Consider the following 14,479-nt stretch of genomic DNA (forward strand, 5'->3'; position numbering starts at 1 on the left):
CCCCACCGCCGCCAGGTTTGTTCTCCACCACCACCGGTTGGCCCCACATCGCCGCAAGTTTGTCGGCCACGAGCCGCGCGGTGGCGTCCATGCCCGCGCCGGGTGCGGTGGCCACCAGCAGCTTCACGGGGCCGGAAGGAAAGCGCTCCTCGGCATGGGCGCTGCCCAGGGCGAGGCATGTCAACAGGGGAATGAGGAAGTGACGCATGGGGGTCTCCAGATCGTTGTGTTGTGGGTTGTTCAGAAAAGGGCTTGCGCCTTACGCGACCTCAAGCAAACGCCCATAGCCCGGCACCCGCGCATCCAGTCCCAGCAGGTCGAGCATGTTCCGCGCGGTGCACACCGCCGTGGAGGTCACCGGAATGCCCAGGCGGTCCTGCGCCTGCTGGATTGCCGGCAGCGAAGGCATCTGCACGCAGGCCGACAACACCACCACGTCCACGTTGGCGGTGTTGAGTTTCTTCACGTCGTCGAGCAACTGCATTGGATCGCGCCGCCCCACTTCGAGGTTGTCCGGGATCTCGAAGCACAGGCTGTCCACCACCTCGATGCCTTCGTTCTCGATGTACGCCACCACCTTGGCGGTCAGTGGCTTCATGTAGGGGGCCATGAGCGAGACCTTCTTCGCGCCGAGCTTGTGCAGGCCATGGATCAACGCGCCCGCCGAGGTCATGACCCGGCTCTGCGCGCCGTTGTCCGCCACGATCTTGGCGAAGTCGTCCTCGACGTCCCGGTGATAGCCCAGCCCCTGCGCCATGATGGCCACCAGGCAGGCGGTGCTCATCACGTCGACGCGCGCGTCGGACAACTCGGCCGCGCAGCGCAGGCCCTCGCGGTTCATGGCGGCGAGTTCTTCGGGCGTCACGCGGTGCATGCGCATGCGGCTGGAATGGAAGGTGAAGCGTTCCGCGTGATCAGCCTCGCGGCGGCGCAGGATGCGCGGAATCTCCGTCTCCATCGTGGTGTTCGAGCTGGGCACGATCTGCCCGATGCGGTAGAGGGTTTTCATGGTGTGTCTTGCAGCAGGTGCTGCGTCAAGGCCTCGCGGTAGGCGGGCGGAATGGGAACGCTGTGGCGCTCGCCGTTTTTCGGAATGCAGATCGGCGTGAAGCGTCCGACGAACACCTCGCGCCCACTGGCCTGGTAGGCGCGCACGCGCAGGTCGAAGCTGCTGCGGCGCAGTTCGGCCACGCTCACCTGCAGGAGGCATTCGTCGTCGGGCCACAGCGCCCCGCGAAAGTCCATGTCGAGTCCGCGGCAGGGCGTGTCCACGCCGACCGCCAGGAGGAACTCGCGGTAGTTCAGCTCGGTCAGGTTGGCGTAGAACAGGTTCGCCGCGCCCAGCATGTACTCCACGAACTTGCCGGTGTAGACGACGCCGGCCGGGTCGCAATCGGCCCAGCGCACGCGGCGCCGGATGACGAAGGGCACGCGGCTGACGACGCTTTCGACACTCTCCACCATGGTCACGCCGGCGCGGCGACCACGCCGGCGCTGCACAGCTCCGAGTAGAGCTGGGGATAGGACGAGGCCAGCCGCGCATCGCTCACGCGGCCGGTGCGCGTCATGAAGCGGTAGACGAACTCGTGCGCGCTGTAGCGGTCCATCCAGTCGCCAATGTCCTCGTACCAGCGGTACGAGCGCTCGGACGCACCGATGAGCTTGTCCTTCTCAGGCCTGCGCTGGGTCTCGAAGGCGCGCAGCTTGTCGGCCGCCGTGCCCGGCGCGTCGCACACCGCTGCGGCCAGGGCGATGGCGTCTTCCATCGCGATGCGCGTGCCCGAGCCGATGGAGAAATGCGCGCTGGTCTGCGCATCGCCGATCAGCACCTTGTGGCCGCTCACCCAGCGGTCATTGCGGATCACCGGGAACTGGCGCCACAGCGAGTTGTTCGACAACAAGGGGTGACCGTCCAGCTCGGCGGCGAACACCTGCTCGAACAGTTCGCGGCGTTGATCGAGCGACATGCGCTCCATGCCGAACTGCTGCCACGTGGCGTCGTCGCACTCGGCGACGAAGGTGCTGTTCTCGTCGGTGTAGGGGTAGTAGTGCGCGATGAAGCTGCCGCCCTGGAATTTGCGGAACACCAGCGCGGGCGTGGCGAAGGCCTTGCCGACGCCGAACCAGGCGAAGCGGTTGGTGAGCTGGGAGCGCCGGGTGTCGAACCCGGCTTCGTCGCCGCCGCGCACGATCGAGTTGACGCCGTCGGCGCCGACGAGGATGTCGGCGTCCGCGAGCCCATGGTCGGCGCGCTGGCCCAGGTTCTCCAGGCGCGCGCCGCTGCGCAGTTCCACACCCTCGCGCAAGGCCGCGTCCTGCAGCACCCGCAGCAGGTCGATGCGCCGGATCGCGCCGCCCTTGCCGGGCCGCTCGACGACGATGGACTGCTCGTTGAGCGTGATCACCTGGCGGTCGGTGAAGGTCATCTTGCGCACCAGCGCGTCGTGGCTGGCCTCGTCGGCCAAGCGCAGGTTGTTGCGGCCGGAATCGGCCATCACCACGCCGAAGCCGAAGGTCGCGTCCGGCGGGTTCTGTTCCAGCACCACCACGGGCCAGTCCGGCTGGCGCTTGCGCACCAGCATCGCGAAGTACAGTCCGGCGGGGCCGCCGCCAATCACCGCGATCTTCATGGTGTGCTCCCGTCCACGATGCGCAGCGTGTCCTTGTCGAACTGCACCACCTGGCCGAGCAGGCCACCGGTCAGCGCGCCGTTCCACACCGCGGGTTTGAAGCCGAGTTCCTTGCGCGAGAAGCGCAACTCGTGGTCGCCCGCGATGCACCAGTAGCCCTTGCGCGGGCCGGTGACGCGCAGGTCCTGGCGCTCGCGCGCGTGCTGCACCAGCGGCAGGAATTCCTCGACGTCCAGAACGAAGATGGTGGGCATCATGCGGCCTCCAGTTCGCGCGCGAGTTCGGTGCCTTTGCGGCGCCAGACGTCGTCGATGCAGGTGAGCGCGCCGGGTGTCTGTGAGAGCGCCACGGCCGCGTCGATGGTGCGCCCCGCGTCGGCGATGTCGAGTTCGCTGAACGGGCGCGCCTGCCAGGTGATCTCGATGGAATAGCCGTTGGGGTCGTTGAAGTAGATCGACTCGATCACCTCGTGGCGGATCTGGTAGTTCATCGCGATGCCGGCGGCCTCGACCTTGGCGCGGCATTCCAGCAGTTGCTCGCGCGTCTCCACGCGCCACGCGGTGTGGGTCGCCTTGTAGCGGTAGTCCGGCCGCGGTGTGGCGAAGTCGGGCTGGTCCGCGCCGATGTAATAGAAGAAGGCGATGGTGCTGCCGTTGCCGCTGTCGAAGAAGAAGTGCAGGAAGTCGGCGTGGTCGTCGGGGCCCCAGCCGCGCGCGGAGATCGCGTGCACCAGCGGCAGGCCGAGCAGGTCGCGGTAGAAGTGAACCGTTTCGGCCAGCTTCCAGGTGGGGCGGGCCGTGTGGTGAACGCCCTGCAGCGGCAGGGTGGCGGGTGTGCTCATGTTGCTTGTCCTTCCTTGGCCAACGCTTCCGCGGCCAGCTTGTCCACGATGATCTGCTTGAGCAGCAGCTTGCTTAACTTCCCCGTCTTGGTCATGGGGAACTCCGTGACCGGCTCGACGCGCTCCGGCCACTTGAATTTCGCCAAGCCTTCCTGCTGCAGGAACGCGCCGAGTTCCTTCACGGTGGGCGCGGTCTGTCCCGGCTTGGGCTGGATGAAGGCGCAGGCGCGCTCGCCCAGCACCGGGTCGGGCATGGCGCAGATCTGCACGTTGGTCACGGCGGGATGGCGGCGCACGATGACCTCGACCTCTTCGCAGTTGATCTTTTCGCCGCCACGGCTCACCACGTCTTTGGTGCGGCCGCGGAACTGGAAGTAGCGCACGCCACCGATCGTCCTGGCCTGCATCAGGTCGCCCGAGCGGTAGAAGCCATCGCTCGTGAACGCCTCGCGGTTGCGTTCCTCGGCCTGGTAGTAACCATGGATGGTGTACGGCCCCCTGAAAGCGCTTTCGCCTTCGACGCCGTCTTCGGTGATGCGCTGTTCGGTGCCGGGCACGAGCAGCTGGACCTCGTCGAACTCGGAGACGGGCCGACCGATCATCGTGTCCTGCACCTCCTGCGGGTCGCTCTCGCGCGTGAGCATGATCACGCCTTCGGTCATGCCGAAGATGTGCCGCACGGGCGCGCCCAGAATGGGACGCAGGTGCGGCGCGCCGTTGGGTGCGATCACGCCGCGCAGGCGCGAGAGCCGGAGCTCGCCCGATTCCAGCGCCGGCTGGATGCGCGCGAGCACCGCGCCCACCGAGGCCCAGGTGGGCTGGTAACGCTGCAGCACGGCGATCATCTCGTCGCCCTGCAGGCTGGAGCTGATGACGATAGCGCCGCCCGACATCAGGAAGGGGCCGAAGCAGCAACCCATGTTGAGGTTGTGCATCATGGGCAGCGGCATGAACAGCACGTCGTCCGGCCCATAGCCGTTGACGCGCGCGACGCTGCGCATGTTGTAGAGGTATTCGCTGTGGAAGCGCGGGATGATCTTGGGCACGCCGGTGGTGCCACCGGAGAGCTGGAACACCGCGACCTGGAACGGATCGCGCGGCACTTGCCGCAGCAGCGCGCGGGCTTCTTCATGGCCCATGCCGTCGATGAGCGCTTGCAGGCCGATTGCGCCGTCGCGCGGTTCGCCGCGCGCCTGCACGATGTGGTCAACGCCCGGCAGTTGCGCACGCATGCGCTGGGCAAACACGACGTCGTCGAACTTCGGGTCATCGCCCTGCACGAGGTGCAGCCGTGCCTCGCTCAACTGGCCCAGGTAACCGATCTCGTGTTCGCGGTGCGCGGCCAACGTGCACACCGGAATCAGCGAGGCCTTGAGGCAGGCCAGGAAGGCGACCACCAGCTCGTGGCTGTTGCCCGCCTGGAAGATCACCCGGTCCAGCGGGCGCATGCCCAGGCGCAGCAGGCCGGCGGCCAGCCGGTCCGTCCGCACGTCCAGTTCGGCATAGCTGAGGTGGCCCGAAGGCCCCACCAGGGCGGGCCGCTGCGCGTGGCGCTGCACGGCGGCGGCGAAGCCGTCGACCAGCGTCTCGCGCGTGAGCGCGCCCGCGGCCATGTAGCGCTGCAGCGTGTCCGGTGGCGGGTAGACCACCCCGGGCATGCGAACGTCGGGCTCGAAATTCACAGAGACGCTCCCATTCATTCGGGTTGCAGACCCATGGACTTCACGACGCCGCCGAACAGCGCTTTCTGCTGCCGCACGAAGCTCGCCGATTCGTCCAGCGTCGAGATCCTGGGGTAGGTGCCCAGGCTGTGCAGGCGCGCCACCACCTCGGGCCGCTTGAGCGCTTCGTTCAGCTCGGTGTTCAAGCGCTGCAGCACATCGCGCGGCGTGCCCTTGGGGGCGTGCAGCGTGAACCAGCCGTACACCACGAGGCCGGGCACGGTGTCCTTCGCCAGCGGAATGCCTTCCAGGCCGGGCAGCACCGTGTCGGCGGCGACCGCCAGCGCGTTGAGCTTGCCGCCTTTGACGAGCGGAATCAACGGCGTGACGCCGTCCGTGTACATCTGGATGTCACCCGCCAGCACCGACTGGATGCCCTGCGGCGTGCCGGAGAACGGGACGTGGCGCAGGACGGCGCCCGACTTGTCGGCCAGCAGCGCGTTCGCGAGGTGCGGAATGGACGTGCGCGTCGGGTTGCCGGCCATCACCGTGTCGGGTTGGGACTTGGCCAAGGCAATCGCTTCGGCCAGCGTCTTGATGCCGGACTTCGGGTTCGCCGTGTACAGCATCGGGGTCACGCCCACGGTGCCGATGGTGTCGAAGTCGCGCTCGATCTCGAAGGTGGCGGCCTTGTAGGTCAGCGGTGTGACGGTGGCCACAGCGGCCTGCACGAGGCCGATGGTGTAGCCGTCGGGCGGCGCCGCTTTGAGGGCGCTCATCACCACGATGCCGCCGGCACCCACTTTGTTTTCCACGATGGCGGTCTGGCCGAACCCCTTGCCCAGCGCGTCCGCGATCAGGCGGGCCATGATGTCCGGCGCACTGCCCGGTGCCGAGGACACGTAGACGCGGATCATCTTGCTCGGATACGGCTGCGCTTGCGCCGGGATGGCGCAGGCGAGGGCCAGGGTGGCCATCGCCGCAAGCAGGCGTGGTAAATGTTTCATGCTGGTCTCCTGGTGTTGTGAATCGTCAGTGGCGGGCGTTGTGCTTCAACCATTCCTGCAGGTGGCGCCCCACGACCACCTGCCCGGGTTCTTCGCCATCGGCCAGGGCCATGCCATGGTGGTTGCCCCGGACCTTGATGCGCTGCTTGTCGCTGCTGCCCAGCGATGCGTAGATGGCGTCCATGTCGCTCGGGAAGGCCGCCTGGTCGCCGGTGTAGTCGAGCATCAGCGTCGGCACGGTCAGCTCCGCGCCGAACTGGTCGAAGCTTGCGCGTGAGGTGATGCCGGACCAGGTGGACAGCCACGATTCCGGCGTGATCAGGCGCGCGAACGCGACGCTGCCCATGTTGGAGGCGAACGGGTCCGCGCCCCAGAGCGAGCCCACCGCGCGGTCCGACGGGTCGATGGAGAGATCCCAGCAACGCAGGTCCGCGTCGGTGCGCCACAGCGTGAGGATGGGCGTGTAGGCGGCCTTGCGGCGCAGCACCGACGGCGCCGATGCGCCCAGCGCCTTGAGTTCCTTGCGCGCGGCGGCGCGCTCGCGCAACAAAGCCTTGGCCATGCCGTCGATGCGCTCCACGCGCTGGCGCTGCGCGGCGCGGTACGCCTGCACGAAGCTGGTTGCGTACCGCGACGACGCGGGCGGCCTGGCGAAACCGTTGTCTTCGCTGAAAGGGTCCAAGGCCGCATCCACCGAGAACGGGTCCGCTTCGTCCGTCACCGACGGGTCGATGCCATTCATGAGCAGCTTGCCCTGGCCCGGGTGCGGCGACACCAGCACCAGCGCGTCGGGCGCGGGCATGTCCGCTTCGGCGAGCTTCACGGGCCGGCCGGCCGGCGTGTCGGTCAGGCGCCGCTCGGGACTGCGCAGGGCCTGCTGCGTGTAGAAGCCGTACAGGCCCGCGCCACCCGAGGTGCCCAACAAGGTCACGTGCTCGAAGCCGAGCTTGCGCAACTGGGCCACACCGGCCGCCACATCGAGCAGCGCCACCTCGTGCTCCAGGCGCAGGTCCGAACCGATGGAGCGCGGCGCCTGCACCCAGGCGGCACACCCTGCGTCGAGCACGTCGGGCACCAGATAGGGCGTGCCCGAGAACTCGCGCGGGTGCATCAGGCAGATCACCGACTTTTCCCGACCCGTCTGCGTGTACAGGAAGCCGAGCGTGCGCTGTCCATCCGCCGTTCTCAAGGCATGGGGCCGCAGCGTGTAAGGCCGGTCCATGCGCTGGGGGTTCCAGCCCGCGCCGCGCAAGCCGGCGGTGACGGCTGGTTTTTTGATGTCCTGGTTCAAGGCGATTCCGATTAAATTGACGGTCAGTAAATTAATGGTACGGTAATATTGATGCACCGTCAAATGCAGGAAAAAAAATTGGCCACAACGAAGGCAGGAACCATCCCGCGAAGCACGCCCGCGAAGAAGTCCGCCGCCAGCCCGGCGGACGCGCCTCGGCGGCGCGGTCGGCCGCCGAAGGCAGAACAGGTGATTGCCGGCACCACGCCATTGCTCGCGCGCGAGCAGGTCATCGAGCGCGCGGTGCAAATGGCGAAGGTGGAACCGTTGGCCGAGCTGTCCATCATTGGGCTGGCGCGCGAGTTCGGCGTGACACCCGCGCTGATCCACTACTACATCGGCAGCCGCGACGACCTGATCTCCGGTGTGGTGAACCTCTACTTCAAGACGCGCGTGGAACGGCTGGGCGGGCTCACGGGCGACTGGCGCGCGGACGTCGAGCACCATGCGCGGCAGAGTTATGCGCTCATGGTCGAGTACGGCGGGGTGCTGCGCTACATCATGTCGCACAACCGCTTCCGCCTGTTCCAGCAGGTCGCGCCGGGCCAGACGGACTACGGCCTGGTCTACCTGAACCGCATGGCGCAGATCTTTCGCGACGGCGGCTTCTCCCCCGAGCACAGCGCCATGGGCTACCACCTGCTGGCGCAGTACACGATGACGGCCGCCTACGCCGAGGTGAGCCGGCAGTTGCCGGCCGCGCACGCGAAGTTCATCGTCAAGCGCATCGAACAGGCGCCCGAAGCGGAATACGGCGCGGCGCATTTCATGGCCGAGCCGTTTGCGCGGGTGGACGCCGAGAGCGCTTTCGAGGCCGGCCTCGAACTGCTGCTCGATGGCATGGAGCGCTGGCGCGCGAGCCGCCCTGCGAAGCGCGCGAGAAAGGCCACGCGCTAGTGTGGTGGGCCTCCCCAAAATGCGTCGTCCATAATCACGCCTTCTCTGCGGGAGAGCGGGGCGCACCAGCCCCCACCGAAGGCGCAATCTCCCATCATCGCTCAGGTACACGGGACCGCAGAAGAACATCGCCGACTGGAGAGAGGCCCAACGCATGCCACGCATGCGTGGGCCCACCGAAGGGGCAGGCTGCCGCGGCAGCCGAAACTCTCAGGTAAAAGGACAGGGGGAGAGGCGCCACCGGGCTCGCGGCCACGCGCGTCCGGCCTTCCCTGGATGGTTCTTCCGTGTCCCCTTCCCCCTCCCCAAACCGCCTGCTGCGCACGCTGCTCGGCGTGGTGCTCGGTGTGCTCATCGGCGGCAGCCTCGGCGGCGCCTACCTGCTGCACCACCTGTGGCAGCAATTGCCCCCCGTGGACCATCTCGCCGACTACGACCCCAGGCTGCCCCTGCGCATCTACGCGCGAGATGGCACGCTGCTCGCGGAATACGGCCAGGAGCGCCGCGAGCTGGTGAGCCTCGACGGCATACCGCTGGTGCTGCGACAGGCCTTGCTCGCCATCGAGGATGCGAACTTCTACGGGCACGGCGCGGTGGACTTCAGCGGCATGGCCCGCGCGGTGCTCAGCAATTTTCGCGCGGGTGAAAGCGCCCAGGGCGGCAGCACCATCACCATGCAGGTGGCCCGCGTCTTCTTCCTCAGCCGCGAGAAAACCTACAGCCGCAAGCTCACGGAAGTCCTGCTGGCATACAAGCTGGAGTCGGTCTACAGCAAGGACAAGTTGCTCGAGCTGTACATGAACCAGGTCTACCTCGGCGAGCGCGCCTACGGCTTTGCCGCGGCGGCCTCGGTCTACTTCGACAAGACGCTGAACCAGCTGACGGTGGCCGAAGCGGCCATGCTGGCCGGGCTGCCCAAGGCGCCCTCGGCCTACAACCCGGTGGCCAACCGCGCACGCGCCACGGTCCGCCAGCGCCACATCCTTCACCGCATGCACGCGCTGGGCCATCTGGACACGCAGCAGTTGCAAGACGCCCTGGCCGAAACGCTCACGCTGCGCGTCAACACCAGCGGGTTGCACACCGATGCGGCCTTCGCCGTGGAACAGGCGCGCCAGATGGTGGTGGACCGCTTCGGCGATGAGGCCTATGCGCTCGGCCTCAATGTGAGCACCACGATCGATGTGGCGGCCCAACGCGCGGCCACGCGCGAACTGCGCGCGGGCCTGCAGGCGGCGCAGGCCAGGCGCGGCGATGGTGGGCGCAAGCATCGCGTTCCGTTGCCCCGCATGGAAGGCGCGCTGGTGTCGATGGACGTGAACACCGGCGAGATCCTCGCGCTGACCGGTGGCTTCGACTTCGCCCTCAACCAGTTCGACCACGCGGTGCAGGCACAGCGCCAACCGGGTTCGACCTTCAAGCCGTTCGTGTACTCGGCCGCGCTGGAGAAGGGCTATTTCCCGGGCACCTTGGTCGACGACACGCAGCGCGTGGTCACGCCCGCGGCGCGCGGCCGCAAGGCCTGGAGCCCCCGCAACTACGGCAACCAGTACGAAGGTTTCATCGACGCGCGGCGCGGCCTGGTGCGCTCCAAGAACCTGGTCGCGGTGAACCTGATGGAAGCGGCCGGCACCGACCACGTCAGCGCGTTCGCGGCGCGCTTTGGCTTCGCGCCCGAACGCAACCCGGCCGGTCTTCCCCTGGCCCTGGGCGCGGGCACCACCACGCCCTTGCAACTCACCCAGGCGTACACCGTCTTCGCCAATGGCGGCCACTGGGTGCAGCCGCGCCTGATCCGTCAGGTGCGCGAGCGCGGCGGCGACGTGCTGTACGCAGCGCCAGACGCGGCCGAGCGCAGCGCGGTGATCTCGCCGCGCAACGCCTACGTGATGAACAGCCTGCTGCGCGACGTGGTGCGCCAGGGCACGGGGCGGCGCGCGGCGGCACTGGGCCGCCCCGACGTGGCCGGGAAAACCGGCACCTCCAACGACGCGCGCGACGCCTGGTTTGCCGGCTACGCGGGCGGTGTGGCCTCCGTGGTGTGGATGGGTTTCGACCAGCCGCGCAGCCTGGGCAGCCGCGCCACGGGCGGCACGCTGGCGCTGCCCGTGTGGACGGCGTACATGCGGGTGGCGGTGGCGGACAGGCCGGTGTCGCAACCGGCCATGCCCGAAGGCCTGGTGCGGTTCGGCGAGGACGACGTCTATGCCGAATACCTGGCCGGCAATGCCTGCGTGGACAACCGCTCACCGTTCGTGCGGCCCGCCTTCGCATGCGCCACGGCATTCACCGATGGGGGCGCGGCGCCGCTCACGGCGATGCCCAGCCCGTAGGCGGGCGCGCATCCAGGCGAACGTGCACCGGCGAAGGCGGCGCCTCAGCGCCCGAGGTCCTTCGCGCTGACGCCGGCGATGCCCCAGTTTTCCTTGGGCACGTCCTGTATCCAGACGCGCACGTTCCGCTTCGGCGCATCCACCGCCTCCACCAGCGCCTGTGTCACTTTTTCGATGACCGCCCTCTTCTGTTCCTCGGTGCGACCTTCGATCATGTAGATCTGTGCGAACGGCATGGCGTGCTCCTTCAAGCGGCGCGGGCGGGCAACAGGCCACGCTCGCGCGCCATCGTGAGCGCGGTGTCTTCGATCATGTCTTCCTGGCCGCCGACCATGCCGCGCCGGCCCAGCTCCACCAGCAGGTCACGCGCGGGCACACCGTACTTTTTCTCGGCGCGTTTGGCGAACAGCAGGAAGCTGCCGTACACGCCGGCGTAGCCGAGCGTGAGCGCGTCGCGGTCGACGCGGATCGGGAAGTCCATCAGCGGCACCACCACGTCTTCGGCCACGTCCTGGATCTTCCACACGTCGATGCCGGTGTGGATGCCCATGCGGTCGCACACGGCGACCAGCACCTCCATCGGCGTGTTGCCGGCACCTGCGCCGAGGCCCGCGGCGGCCGCGTCCACGCGCGTCGCGCCGGCTTCGATCGCGGCGATGCTGTTGGCCACGCCCATCGCCAGGTTGTGGTGGCCGTGAAAACCCAGCTCGGTCTCGGGCTTGAGCGCAGCGCGCACGGCGCTCAGGCGCGCCTTCACGTCGTCGGGCAGCATGTACCCGGCCGAGTCGGTCACGTAGACGCAGTTCGCGCCGTAGCCCTCCATCAGCTTCGCTTGTGTGACCAGGCCTTCGGGCGTGTTCATGTGCGCCATCATCAGGAAGCCGACCGTGTCCATGCCGAGCTTGCGCGCGGCGGTGATGTGCTGCTCGGACACGTCGGCCTCGGTGCAGTGCGTGGCCACGCGGATGGTGTTCACGCCCAGCGCGTGCGCCATGTTGAGGTGGTCCACGGTGCCGATGCCGGGCAGCAGCAAGGCCGAGACCTTGGCCTGCTTCATGAGCGGGATCACGGTGGACAGGTATTCCTCGTCGGTGTGCGCGGGAAAGCCGTAGTTCACCGAGCTGCCACCCAGGCCATCGCCGTGCGTGACCTCGATCAGCGGCACGCCGGCGGCGTCCAGGCCGCAGGCCACGGCCTTCATCTGGTCCAGCGTCATCTGGTGGCGCTTGGGGTGCATGCCGTCGCGCAGCGTCATGTCGTGCAGCGTGACCTTCCGGCCGTCGAGTTTGCTTTTCATGGTGGTCACTCCTTCAGGCGAATGCGGGTTCGAGCACGAGCTTGCCGGCGAGGATCTCCTCGGCAAATAGCTCGGCGGTGCGGGCGGCGGCGGCGGTCATGATGTCCAGGTTGCCGGCGTACTTGGGCAGGTAGTCGCCCAGGCCCTCGACCTCCATGTAGATGGACACACGGTTGCCGTCGATCACCGGGCCGTTGACGAGCCGGTAGCCCGGCACGTACTTCTGCACCTCGCGCAGCATCGCCTGCACCGAGGCCTCGATCTCGGCCACCTTGGGTTCGCCGACGGTCAGGCAGTGGATGGTGTCGCGCATGATCAGCGGTGGCTCGGCCGGGTTCACCACGATGATGGCCTTGCCCTTTTGCGCGCCGCCCACTTTTTCCACCGCGCCCGCGGTGGTGCGTGTGAACTCGTCGATGTTCTTGCGCGTGCCCGGGCCGATCGAGCGGCTGGACACGGTGGCCACGATCTCGCCGTAGGCCACGGGCTGCACGCGGCTCACCGCGTAGACCATCGGAATCGTCGCCTGGCCGCCGCAGGTGACCATGTTGACGTTCATCGCGCGCTTGCCCACCTGCTCCTGCAGGTTCACCGGTGGCACGCAGTACGGGCCGATGGCCGCGGGCGTGAGGTCGATCATCATCACGCCGAGCTCGTTGAGCTTGCGCGAGTTCTCGGCGTGCACGTAGGCGCTGGTGGCGTCGAAGGCGATCTGCACGCCGTCTTCCAGCACGTGCGGCAGCAGGCCGTCGACGCCGTCGGCGGTGGTCTTGATGCCCATCTCGCGGGCGCGCTTCAAGCCATCGGAGTTGGGGTCGATGCCGACCATCCACACCGGTTCGAGCACCGGGCTGCGCTGCAGCTTGGCGAGCAGGTCGGTGCCGATGTTGCCGGGCCCGATGAGGGCACATTTGATTTTGTTCATGGGGTTTCTCCTGTTCAAACGAAGCGCATCGACACGCTGCCCAGGTCCTGGAAGCGCACGTTCACGCTGTCGCCGGCCTGCACCGAGATCGCCTCGGTCACGCCACCGGTCATGACGAAGGTGCCGGCCGGGATTTCCTGGCCGCGCGCGCCCAGGTGGTTGGCCAGCATGGCCACGGCCGTGAGCGGGTTGCCGAGCACGGCCGCGCCGGCCGCCATCGCCACGATCTCGCCGTTCTTCTCCAGCACCACGCCCAGCGTGCGCAGGTCCAGCCCGTCGATGGCGCGCATGCGCGAACCGACGACGAAGCGCGAGGCCGAGGTGTTGTCGGCCACCACGCTCTTCAGATCGAACTTGAAATCGCGGTAGCGGCTGTCGATGATTTCAACGGCGGGCACGACGAAGTCGACCGCCGCGAGCACCGCGCCCACGTGGCAACCGGGGCCGCGCAAAGCTGCCTTGGTGACGATGCAGATCTCGGCCTCCACCTTGGGGTGGATCAGCTCCGAGGTCTTGATCTCGCCGCCGTCGGGCCGCGCCATGTAATCGCTGACGAAGCCGAACACCGGCGTCTCCACGCCCATCTGCTTCATCTTCGCGAACGAGGTCAGGCCCGCCTTCAGGCCCGCCGTGCGCTGGCCGCGCCCTTCCTTGCGGCGGCGGATCTCATCCTGGATCGCATAGGCGTCGTCCCAGTCCATGTGCGGATGGGCGTCGGTGATCTTGGTGACGTCGTGCGCTTTCAGCTCGGCGTCTTCGAGGTGGGTCGCCAGATCGGCAATGGTTTGTGCATCGAGTTTCATGGGGTGCTTTCAAACAAAGCGGATGCTGGTGCTGCCGAGGCCGCCGACACTGCAGTGCAAGCAGTCGCCGGCTTTCACCGGCACGAGCGGCGACTGCGAGCCGGAGAGGATCACTTCGCCGGCCTTGAGCGCGATGCCCAGGCGGCCCAGCGTGTTGGCAAGCCAGACCACCGCATTGACCGGCGAGCCCTGCACAGCGGCACCGGTCGAGGTGCTGACGATCTCGCCGTTTTTCTCGAGCACCATGCCGGCCAGGGCCAGGTCCACGTCGCGCGGATCGCGGCGCGTGCCGCCGAGCACCAGCACACCGCACGAGGCGTTGTCGGCCACGGTGTCCTGGATCTTGATCTTCCAGTCCTGGATGCGCGAGTCGACGATCTCGAAACACGGCATCACGAAGGCGGTGGCGCGCAACACGTCGGCCGCGGTCACGCCCGGGCCCTGCAGGTCGCTCTTGAGCACGAAGGCGACCTCGGCTTCCGCCTTGGGCGCGATCATGCTGTCGGCGCGGATGGCCTCGCCCTCGTGCACCACCATGCCCGAGAGGAGTTGGCCGAAGTCGGGCTGGTCTACCTTGAGCATGTCCATCACCACCTTGCTGGTGACGCCGATCTTCTTGCCCACCACGGTCTCGCCCGCGTCGAGGCGGCGCTGGACCATGCGCAGCTGGATGCGGTAGGCGTCGTCGATGGTGATCGTGGGTTCGCGGTCGGTGAGCGGTGCCACCGGCTTGCGCTCGAGCAGCGCCTGGTACAGCTCGTCGCCGTACTGTTCGATTTTCTTGTCGTTCATGG

Annotated in this window: 15 protein-coding genes, 1 pseudogene and 2 riboswitches; of the genes and pseudogenes, 2 read left to right on the forward strand and 14 right to left on the reverse strand. The window is 67.7% G+C overall.

Annotation, left to right across the window (positions count from 1 at the left end; translation table 11 throughout):
• From FFS09_RS23215 to FFS09_RS23250, 9 genes and pseudogenes are all read right to left on the reverse strand, one after another.
• Window positions 1-208, reverse strand: a pseudogene (locus FFS09_RS23215) (tripartite tricarboxylate transporter substrate binding protein); the annotation flags it as partial.
• A gap of 51 nt (window positions 209-259) precedes the next feature.
• Window positions 260-1,009, reverse strand: coding sequence for a maleate cis-trans isomerase family protein (locus FFS09_RS23220; protein ID WP_137921313.1), 750 nt, complete (start codon window positions 1,007-1,009; stop codon window positions 260-262).
• Window positions 1,006-1,464: an acyl-CoA thioesterase gene (locus tag FFS09_RS23225; RefSeq protein ID WP_137921314.1), complete on the reverse strand. Its 459-nt coding sequence runs from the start codon at window positions 1,462-1,464 to the stop codon at window positions 1,006-1,008. The genes FFS09_RS23220 and FFS09_RS23225 overlap by 4 nt, the downstream gene beginning before the upstream one ends.
• 2 nt (window positions 1,465-1,466) lie before the next feature.
• Window positions 1,467-2,630 carry an FAD-dependent monooxygenase gene (locus tag FFS09_RS23230; protein ID WP_137921315.1) on the reverse strand — a complete coding sequence of 388 codons (1,164 nt, stop codon included), beginning with the start codon at window positions 2,628-2,630 and terminating at the stop codon, window positions 1,467-1,469.
• The gene (locus tag FFS09_RS31610; RefSeq protein WP_354595891.1) at window positions 2,627-2,887 is read right to left on the reverse strand and encodes a hypothetical protein; all 261 of its coding nucleotides are present in this window, start codon (window positions 2,885-2,887) and stop codon (window positions 2,627-2,629) included. Before FFS09_RS31610 ends, FFS09_RS23230 begins: the two co-directional genes overlap by 4 nt.
• Window positions 2,884-3,471: a VOC family protein gene (locus FFS09_RS23235; protein WP_354595892.1), complete on the reverse strand. Its 588-nt coding sequence runs from the start codon at window positions 3,469-3,471 to the stop codon at window positions 2,884-2,886. The genes FFS09_RS31610 and FFS09_RS23235 overlap by 4 nt, the downstream gene beginning before the upstream one ends.
• Window positions 3,468-5,153 (reverse strand): AMP-binding protein, encoded by a 1,686-nt coding sequence (locus FFS09_RS23240; protein WP_354595893.1) that lies wholly within the window; start codon window positions 5,151-5,153, stop codon window positions 3,468-3,470. The genes FFS09_RS23235 and FFS09_RS23240 overlap by 4 nt, the downstream gene beginning before the upstream one ends.
• A gap of 14 nt (window positions 5,154-5,167) precedes the next feature.
• A complete protein-coding gene (locus FFS09_RS23245) occupies window positions 5,168-6,139 on the reverse strand; it encodes a Bug family tripartite tricarboxylate transporter substrate binding protein (RefSeq protein ID WP_137921317.1) in 972 nt (323 codons plus the stop codon).
• 25 nt (window positions 6,140-6,164) lie between these two features.
• Window positions 6,165-7,361 (reverse strand): alpha/beta hydrolase, encoded by a 1,197-nt coding sequence (locus tag FFS09_RS23250; RefSeq protein ID WP_137921357.1) that lies wholly within the window; start codon window positions 7,359-7,361, stop codon window positions 6,165-6,167.
• A gap of 147 nt (window positions 7,362-7,508) precedes the next feature.
• Here FFS09_RS23250 and FFS09_RS23255 point away from each other — a divergent pair, with 147 nt between their 5' ends.
• Both FFS09_RS23255 and FFS09_RS23260 read left to right on the forward strand, forming a co-directional pair.
• Window positions 7,509-8,327: a TetR/AcrR family transcriptional regulator C-terminal domain-containing protein gene (locus FFS09_RS23255; protein ID WP_252374489.1), complete on the forward strand. Its 819-nt coding sequence runs from the start codon at window positions 7,509-7,511 to the stop codon at window positions 8,325-8,327.
• A gap of 38 nt (window positions 8,328-8,365) precedes the next feature.
• Window positions 8,366-8,455, forward strand: a riboswitch (glycine riboswitch).
• Between the two features lie 7 nt (window positions 8,456-8,462).
• Window positions 8,463-8,553, forward strand: a riboswitch (glycine riboswitch).
• Between the two features lie 61 nt (window positions 8,554-8,614).
• Window positions 8,615-10,660 (forward strand): penicillin-binding protein 1A, encoded by a 2,046-nt coding sequence (locus tag FFS09_RS23260; protein ID WP_252374490.1) that lies wholly within the window; start codon window positions 8,615-8,617, stop codon window positions 10,658-10,660.
• 44 nt (window positions 10,661-10,704) lie between these two features.
• On the opposite strand, the gene thmT is transcribed toward FFS09_RS23260, so the two are convergent.
• From thmT to dmpE, 5 genes are read right to left on the reverse strand one after another with little or no spacing between them, the layout of a single operon-like run.
• Window positions 10,705-10,896: a 2-hydroxymuconate tautomerase gene (gene thmT, locus FFS09_RS23265; RefSeq protein ID WP_137921320.1), complete on the reverse strand. Its 192-nt coding sequence runs from the start codon at window positions 10,894-10,896 to the stop codon at window positions 10,705-10,707.
• An 11-nt stretch (window positions 10,897-10,907) separates the two neighbouring features.
• Window positions 10,908-11,957 carry a 4-hydroxy-2-oxovalerate aldolase gene (dmpG, locus tag FFS09_RS23270; RefSeq protein WP_137921321.1) on the reverse strand — a complete coding sequence of 350 codons (1,050 nt, stop codon included), beginning with the start codon at window positions 11,955-11,957 and terminating at the stop codon, window positions 10,908-10,910.
• A gap of 13 nt (window positions 11,958-11,970) precedes the next feature.
• On the reverse strand, window positions 11,971-12,882 hold the full coding sequence (locus FFS09_RS23275; RefSeq protein ID WP_137921322.1) for an acetaldehyde dehydrogenase (acetylating): 912 nt from the start codon (window positions 12,880-12,882) through the stop codon (window positions 11,971-11,973).
• Window positions 12,883-12,896: 14 nt separating this feature from the next.
• Window positions 12,897-13,685 (reverse strand): 2-oxo-3-hexenedioate decarboxylase, encoded by a 789-nt coding sequence (dmpH, locus tag FFS09_RS23280; protein WP_137921323.1) that lies wholly within the window; start codon window positions 13,683-13,685, stop codon window positions 12,897-12,899.
• Between the two features lie 9 nt (window positions 13,686-13,694).
• The gene (gene dmpE, locus FFS09_RS23285) at window positions 13,695-14,477 is read right to left on the reverse strand and encodes a 2-oxopent-4-enoate hydratase (protein WP_137921324.1); all 783 of its coding nucleotides are present in this window, start codon (window positions 14,475-14,477) and stop codon (window positions 13,695-13,697) included.
• Window positions 14,478-14,479: the final 2 nt, after the last annotated feature.

Source organism: Hydrogenophaga sp. 2FB, from assembly GCF_005503365.1.
GTDB lineage: Bacteria > Pseudomonadota > Gammaproteobacteria > Burkholderiales > Burkholderiaceae_C > Hydrogenophaga.

What these genes read in the sequence shown, in the direction of transcription:
- dmpG (WP_137921321.1), bottom strand. Translation starts at nt 11,957, where the DNA reads ATGAAAAGCAAACTCGACGGCCGGAAGGTCACGCTGCACGACATGACG.
- FFS09_RS23225 (WP_137921314.1), bottom strand. Translation starts at nt 1,464, where the DNA reads ATGGTGGAGAGTGTCGAAAGCGTCGTCAGCCGCGTGCCCTTCGTCATC.
- dmpH (WP_137921323.1), bottom strand. Translation starts at nt 13,685, where the DNA reads ATGAAACTCGATGCACAAACCATTGCCGATCTGGCGACCCACCTCGAA.
- thmT (WP_137921320.1), bottom strand. Translation starts at nt 10,896, where the DNA reads ATGCCGTTCGCACAGATCTACATGATCGAAGGTCGCACCGAGGAACAG.
- FFS09_RS23230 (WP_137921315.1), bottom strand. Translation starts at nt 2,630, where the DNA reads ATGAAGATCGCGGTGATTGGCGGCGGCCCCGCCGGACTGTACTTCGCG.
- FFS09_RS23250 (WP_137921357.1), bottom strand. Translation starts at nt 7,361, where the DNA reads ATGGACCGGCCTTACACGCTGCGGCCCCATGCCTTGAGAACGGCGGAT.
- FFS09_RS23245 (WP_137921317.1), bottom strand. Translation starts at nt 6,139, where the DNA reads ATGAAACATTTACCACGCCTGCTTGCGGCGATGGCCACCCTGGCCCTC.
- FFS09_RS23235 (WP_354595892.1), bottom strand. Translation starts at nt 3,471, where the DNA reads ATGAGCACACCCGCCACCCTGCCGCTGCAGGGCGTTCACCACACGGCC.
- dmpE (WP_137921324.1), bottom strand. Translation starts at nt 14,477, where the DNA reads ATGAACGACAAGAAAATCGAACAGTACGGCGACGAGCTGTACCAGGCG.
- FFS09_RS23275 (WP_137921322.1), bottom strand. Translation starts at nt 12,882, where the DNA reads ATGAACAAAATCAAATGTGCCCTCATCGGGCCCGGCAACATCGGCACC.
- FFS09_RS23220 (WP_137921313.1), bottom strand. Translation starts at nt 1,009, where the DNA reads ATGAAAACCCTCTACCGCATCGGGCAGATCGTGCCCAGCTCGAACACC.
- FFS09_RS31610 (WP_354595891.1), bottom strand. Translation starts at nt 2,887, where the DNA reads ATGATGCCCACCATCTTCGTTCTGGACGTCGAGGAATTCCTGCCGCTG.